Below are 7259 nucleotides of genomic sequence, written 5' to 3'. Positions count from 1 at the left end.
TGCTGGAAACTTGGTTTGCGGGGCGCGCCCGACAGACGACGGTCCAAACAGCGTAATTCACTCTGAGTTTCACCACGATGAATGACAATCTCTCTCCTCACGACAAGAGGCTGCATTTCGGATGCGGGCTTTTGTTTGGAGGTGTCATCACGTTTCTGCTCTTGATCACATCTGTTTCTGCGATGGAAAACCTGCAATGGTTGTGGGTCGCTGCAGGTTCGTGTGCCTGTGGTTTTCTGGCCATGAGACATGGCGAGACATTCTGGGCCAAGGCTTCTTCCATCATCGAGACCGTCTGTCGATGGCTTCGTCATTGATCGTTTTGACAACCAATTCACTACCATGATCGCACGCACCATTCTTGAGGCTCGCATTGCTGAAGTTCGTGAGGCGCTGCGTCTTGCGCGGCTGATGCGTCATCTGGCTGTTGTTTTCGCGCTGGGGGTTGTGGTGAGGGGGGGCTTGCTGCTGGCCACGCTGAATGGTTTTCCTGTTTCGAAGCGGCTTGATCGCTGGTCGATGCTGGGGCTCATCGTGCTGGGGCTGATTGCGTGGGTCAAAGGGCGGCGCAACATTTGGAGCGATCATGACATTGCGCGTGTGATTGAGCAGAAGCATCCCTCGCTGAATGCGCTGCTGCTGACGGCCATTGAGCATGAACCGGAGGCGGACAGGCCTGTCGGTTTCCTGCATGAACGACTCATTGACCGAGCGCTGGCGCATGCGGCCACGCAGAACTGGGCGGTCACGGTGGCGAACAAGCCTTATACGCGTGCGGCTGTTGGCGCGGTGATTGCCATTTTTGCTTTTCTGGCCACGGACATCGCGTTGCGTTTCCAGACCGCGCCGCGACAGACCGAGGTTGCGAAAAATCGGGCCGACGAATCCGCCCAACCAACTGAGTTTAAAGCGACGCTAACTCCGGGGGACACTGAGCTCGAACGCGGTGCGCGCCTGATCATTGAAGCCCGCTTCAATGGGGCCGTGCCTGCGGATGCGATGCTGGTGGTGAGCGATGCGGATGGCAAGGAGCGCGAGCGGCTGCCGATGCGGCTGACGGTTGATGAGCAGGTGTATGGCGGGATGATCAACAAGGTGGAGCGCGATACGAAATACCATGTGGAGTTTGCGGATCAAAAGTCGCAGATGCACACGATCACAGTGTTTGATTTTCCGGCGCTGGTGAGCAGCGATGTGATGGTGACGCCGCCGGAGTACACGAAGCTGCCGGAGAAGGAGACGAAGAACACGAAGAAGGTGACGGCGCTGGAGGGGTCGAAAATTGTGTGGAAGATCAAGGTGAACAAGCCGCTGATCCCGGCCAGTGATGGGGATGCTGCTGCGGGCAAAAGTGTTTCTCCCTTCGCCCCGCATTTGACTGCTGCGGAGCTTTTTGGGGAGGACAAGAGTGTGATCGCTCTCACGCCCTCCGCTGATGATGCCACGGTGCTGGAAGGTGTGCTGATGGCGGTGAAGTCGCAGAAGTATCGGCTGCATCTGGTGGATGAAGCGGAGCGCGGGAACAAGAATCCGCCGTGGTTTACGGTGACGGTGCAGTCCAACCAACTGGCGAAGATTGAAATGGTGTTTCCGAAGCGTGATCTGCAGGTGTCCAGCATTCAGGAACTGCCGGTGGAGGCGAAGGTTTCGGATGATCTGGGTGTCACGAAATCGGGGGCGGTTTTCAGCATCAATGGGAACAGCAAGGAGATCATTTTCAAGCATCCGGTTACTGGGCCGATGAAGAAGCAGGATGTGCGGGCTGAGCTGGCGCTGGAAAAAGAAAACGCTGAGCCACGGCAGCTTGTGAGCTATTATTTGTGGGCGGAAGACACTGGCCCGAAGGGGGAAGTGCGGCGCAGCATGAGCGACATGTTCTTTGCCGATGTGCGGCACTTTGAAGACATCTTTCGTGAGATGGAGGCAGCACCGAGTGAGCCGGGCAAGAAGCCGCAGAGCGACAAGCTGGTGGAGCTGGTGAAACAGATCGTCAACGCGACGTGGAAGATCATTCGCGATACGAACGCGGGGCGCGTGATTGAGGCGGCGACGCCGGACATTGATGTGGTGGATCAGTCGGTGGGGATCGCGATGGAGCAGGTCAAAGAGGCCATGGAAAAGGTCGAGGACGCAGAGGTGAAGCAGGCGCTGACGGAAGCGTGGAAAAGTCTGAAGGACTCGCAGGGGCCGCTGCAGCAGGCTTCGGCTGAGAAGAAGCGTTCGCCGCTGAATCAGGCGCTCACGTTTGAGCAGACGGCACTGGAATGGCTGCACCGTGCGCAGAGCCGGGAGCACCAGGTGATGCGTCAAGACAAGCCCTCCGAGGGGCCGCAGCAGGCGAACAAGAACCAGATCATGGATCTGGAGTTGAAGCAGAAGGAGCAGCGCTATGAAGAGGAGAAGGCCGCGAGTGAGGAGCAGACTGCTGAGCAGCAGGAGAACTTGCAGGTTTTGAATCGGCTCAAAGAACTGGCGCGGAGACAGGAGGCGCTTGCGGAGAAGATCAAGGAACTGCAGAATCAGATCGCCAAGGCGAAGACTGATGAGGAGAAGCAGGAGCTGGATAATCAGCTGAAACGTTTGCAGGCGGAGCAGGAGCAGTTGCTGAGTGATCTTGATGACCTCAAGGAGCGGATGGAGAAGCCGGAGAACGCGCAGAACATGGCGGAGGCCAAGGAGCAGCTGGAGGAAACGCGTGAGAAGGTGAGGGAGACTGCGGAGCAACTCAAGGAAGAGAAGCTGGCGGATGCCGCCAACTCGGCGACTCGTGCGCAGCGTGAACTTGAAAAGATGGAGGAGGATTTTCGGCAGAAGACATCGAAGAAATTTGCGGAGGAGATGAAGCAGATCCGGCAGCAGGCGCGCGAGGCCGCCGAGGCGGAGAAGCAGATCGGCGAGGCGCTCGAAAATCAGAAGGAGGCGGGGTCTGACCTTGAGAAGAACATGCAAAGTGCTGCGGAGAGCCGGCAGGTGGGAGAGCAGCAGGAGAAGGTGGGGAAACTCCTCAACAGCATGCGGCAGCTCAGCGAACAAGCGGAGGCGAGTGAGCCGCTGCTGCACCGCAATCTTTACGATGCTGTGCGCAAGGCCCAGACCAGTGCTTTGGAGGAGAACCTGCAGGAGACGCGTGACCAACTCCGCTATGGATCGCAGGCTGAGGCGAAGGATGCGGAACGCAAGGCGGCGAATGCGGTGGAGGAGCTGAGGAAGGGCGTGGAGAAAGCGGCTGAGAGCGTGCTTGGGAGTGAGAGTGAATCCTTGCGTGTGGCGAAGAATGAACTGGATAAGCTGATCAAGGAGACGCAGCAGCAGGAGTCGGCAGAGGGTGGACAGAAGGGAAAAGAAGCGGCGAATGCGGGGGATGCTGACGCTGCAGAGAAGGAGCAGAAGGGCGGTGAAGGCCAGAAGGGCAAAGACGGCGAGACAAAGGATGGCAAAACTGCCGAGAAGGGTGAGAAGGCCGGTGATGGGCAGCAGTCAGGCAAGGACGGACAGGGCGAGCAGCCTGGCAAAGATGGACAGGGCAAAGATGGCCAAGGTCAGCCGCAGGATCCCAAGATGGCAGCCGAGGGCCAGCAGCCGGGCAAAGACGGGCAGGGGCAAGCACCCGATCCGAAGATGGCAGGCGAAGGGGCGCAGCCAGGCAAAGGAGAAGGTGAGCCAAAGCCCGGACCGGGCAAGGAGGGCCAGGGTGAAGGCAAGGACGCGCAGACTGCTGAAAAGGGGAAGCAGCCCGGCCAAGGCATGGCGCCTGGCGAGAAGGGGCAGGGGGGAGAGCAGCCGAATCCTGATGGAAAAGGCCAAGGACAGGGCCAAGGACAGGCTTCAGCGGAGGGGCCGAAGGGCGATCAACCTGGAGAACAGCCGGGCAAGGGTGGGCAGCAGCCGGGGCAAGAAGGCCAGCAGCCCGGACAAGCCGGTCAAGGAAAGGGGCAGGGTGATCCGCAGACGGCTGAACGTGGGCCGCGATCTGGTGAAGGGCAGAGTCAAGGGCGTGGGCAGGCGCAGACGGCCAGCTCCAACACGGGACTGGGCATCACGGGGGAACGTGATTCTGACAATGATCGGCGCGTGGCACCGATCAATGGGGGGGCTGTGCCTGAGGCGCTCTTTTTTGATGACAGCAAGGAGAGGCCTGACAGCGGGGTCTTCACGGGCAATGGGTATGAGCAGTGGAGTGACCGGCTGCGCAATGTGGAAGAGCTGCTGGATAATTCTGAACTGCGCAATGAGGCCGCGAAGGTGCAGGATAGGGCTCGGACGCTGCGCATTGAGCTGAAACGGAGCAATGAAGCGCCGCAGTCCACCTACTTGAACACACGCATCACACAGCCGCTGATGGAGCTGCGAGACCGGGTGGTGGAGGAGCTTTCAAAGAAGGATGCGGGCAAGAATTTGGCGCCGGTGGATCGTGATCCGGTGCCTGCTGAGTACCGCGATCTGGTGAAGCGTTACTATCAGGAGCTGGGTGCTGGAAAGTAAGGGGCTGCGAGATTCTTTCGTGGAATGGTGACTCGACGCTAAGGACTTATTTAGCATACTGGGTCGATGGCTTTGAGGGTTTTGACATTGCGTAACGCAGACGGCGAGCACCGGATTTCGTGCGCGCTGCATGCGTCGCTGACGTTTGGGTGCGGACCGGCCTGCGATGTCACGTTTGATGGGGTGGGGATTCTGCCGCGGCACTGCGTGCTGTACCGGACGGGAGAGCGGACTTTTCAGATCATTGGGGTGTTTGCGGCGGCGCAGTTTTCGGTGAATGGGGTGATTTCGAGCGAGCTGGAGGTGGATGTGCCGTTCCAGTTTGGCATTGGTGGGGATGTGTTTGATGTGGATCTGGCTGAGGGAGAAGAGGAGGCGTTGCAGGAGACGGTGGAGGCGGAGCCTGTGGCCGATGGGGTGCCGCCGGTCACGAGAACGAGTCGGCGTGGGTATTTGCTGAGGCCGATCACCTTGAAGCCGCGTGCTGGAGAGCGGGTGGGTGGGGTGATTTTGGCGGCTGCGGCTCCTGCTGAAATTGAGGTTCCGGCGACTGCTCAACCGACGAGTCTGCCGCCGCATGCGGTGGAGCCGGTGGCGGAAACGAAGGTGCCGCAGGATGAGGAGGAGTCGTCTTCGCTGCTGCTGGTGGGATTGCTGCTGTGTGGTGCGATGATTGCGGGGGTTATTTATTGGCCGCATCATTTGGATCAGCTTTCGGCTGCGAAGCCCGATGTGGTGGCATCGTCTGTGGCTGCTCCGGTGCTCGCGCGGGAGGCGACGATGCGGGAGGGGCGGGATTTGTTGATGGCTGGGGCTCCAGGACTGGCGGGGCATATGCTGATGCCGCTGGCTGAGCGGGGTGATGTGGTGGCGATGCAGCAGGTGGCGCTGGCTTTGCGTGCATCGGGCAAGTTTGGGGATGAGGTGCTCGGTTTACTGCAAAGGGCAGTCGAAGGAGGGAGCCGGGATGCGCTGCGTGATTTTGTGAGTGTGGTCGATGATGCGGAGAATCCGGGGCGCTTCACGGAGGGGGCATTCAAGCAGTTGCAATGGGCGGCGAAGCTGGGGGAGACATCCGCCTGGATGCCGCTGGGGGAACGCTACGAACATGGCAAGGGCACGGCGGTGGACATGACGCTGGCGCTGGCGGCTTATGAGAAAGCACGCGTGGCCGGGGACAGGCGTGCGGTGGTGAAGCTGTCTGCGAGGCAGGCGGCGCTGGACCGTGTGGCGGCGTATGTGCGCTCATGGAACGAGGTGTCTGTGGCGACGCTGCTTGATCATGTGGTGGCGGGGCAGGGGAAGTTTTTCATGCTGGAGCATCCGCCGATGGAGGTGCTGCTGCGGCTGGAGGAGGAGATGCGCGTGCGCTGGCCGCTGCGGCGGATCAGCGTGGCAGCGGGGGCGCAGGCGGAGCTGGAGACGTTTGAGCTGGTCAAGGTGACGCAGCCGTTTCAATTCGAAGTGCAGCGTGGGGGACGCATCGCGCGTGGCAAGGGCGTGCTGGTGTGCGTGGTGAAGAGGGATGGGGCGGAACGATGGCGCATCACGGATGCGAGTGACACGATTGAGGTGAGCGAACTGCTGCCGGCGAAGGAGCAGTTTGTGAGTGCGGCGTCGTTGCGTGAGCTTAAGCCTGCTTTTACGCATGAGGAGCAGGTGGATGAATCGAGGTTGGAGATTTTGGAGCAGATGCGTGGTTTGGAGGCGACGGAGGATTTTAAGCCGGCGCTCAGCGTGGTGATGAATGCTGTGTATGAATTTCCGCAGGAGACTTTTTGGCTGCCGTTTGCGGACAAGCTGTGTGACCGCATGGCGCGGCAGTTTTTCAGGGATGGCCAATGGCTGGACGTGGCGTGGGCGGAGCCGGTGCATCAGTTTGGCGAGCATGGCAGTGTGTCTGCGATGCTGCTGGAGGGGCATCTGTGTGCGGCGGGGTATGGGTGCGCGCGCAATGCGGCCAGGAGTTTGGCGCTGTACCAGAAGGCGTTTGAGGCGGGGAAGCGGCGGGATACGCGCTTCTACTATGCGGAGGCTTTGTTTCAGGGACGCGGTGTGCCGCAGGATACTGAGAAGGCGGGTGCGCTGGCGCTGGTGTTTATGAGCCGCTCCAAACATCCGCTGGAGGCGTATCTGGCTGCGCACCTGCTGTGGCGCAAGGCGGAGCACGATCCTGCGCTGTGGCAGGAGGTGTACGACGCGCTGTCACGTGTGGTGGAGAAATTTCCGCCGGCGAAGAATCTGGCGGGGATGGTGCTCTTGAACCACGGGCAGACGATGAAGGAGCGCAGGACCGGATTTGCGGCGATCAAGGCTGCGGCTGATGAGGGCGTGGTGGAGGCGATGAAGAATCTCTCCCAGTGCTATCTGGAAGGCGTGGGCTGCGAGAAGGATGCGGGGCAGGCGACGTTTTGGAAGCAGAAGGCGCTGGTGACGCAGCCGCCGCGAAGGAGGCATTATACGGAGTTTGAGGAGTGAGGGATGGGGGCAATGACTCGTCAAGGAATGGTCAAGAGGTCAAGAGGTCGGGCGCGGGGGGTGCTTGACTATGGCTTGACCTATCTGTCGGTGTGGCCTTGAGCAGAACCTTTGCTGAGCAACTGGGCTACTCGCCGGTGCGGAGGAAGTCGCAGGTGATGAAGATGGCCTGGAGGATGTCGTCTTTTTCGAACTCGGGATTGCCGGTGGGTTTGGAGAGTGAGAGGAGGCGGGCGGTGCCGTTGGGCATGGTGATGCCGGTGGTGAGTTTGGTGGTGAAGTAATCGGTGAGGGGGAAT

General features: G+C 60.2%; 3 protein-coding genes. All 3 read left to right on the top strand.

Going from position 1 to position 7259, the window contains the following annotated elements:
* The first annotated feature begins 77 nt into the window (after positions 1–77).
* Positions 78–317, top strand: a complete 240-nt coding sequence (locus PSV43_RS02095) for a hypothetical protein (RefSeq protein WP_300193189.1) — start codon at positions 78–80, stop codon at positions 315–317.
* 25 nt (positions 318–342) lie between these two features.
* Positions 343–4482, top strand: coding sequence for a hypothetical protein (locus PSV43_RS02090; RefSeq protein ID WP_300193187.1), 4140 nt, complete (start codon positions 343–345; stop codon positions 4480–4482).
* An 81-nt stretch (positions 4483–4563) separates the two neighbouring features.
* Positions 4564–6960, top strand: coding sequence for a hypothetical protein (locus PSV43_RS02085; RefSeq protein ID WP_300193184.1), 2397 nt, complete (start codon positions 4564–4566; stop codon positions 6958–6960).
* Positions 6961–7259: the final 299 nt, after the last annotated feature.

Origin of the sequence: Prosthecobacter sp. (assembly GCF_029946185.1) — a bacterium.
GTDB lineage: Bacteria > Verrucomicrobiota > Verrucomicrobiia > Verrucomicrobiales > Verrucomicrobiaceae > Prosthecobacter.
Note: the sequence above shows the minus strand (reverse complement) of the source record. Positions and strands in the feature narration are given on the sequence as shown.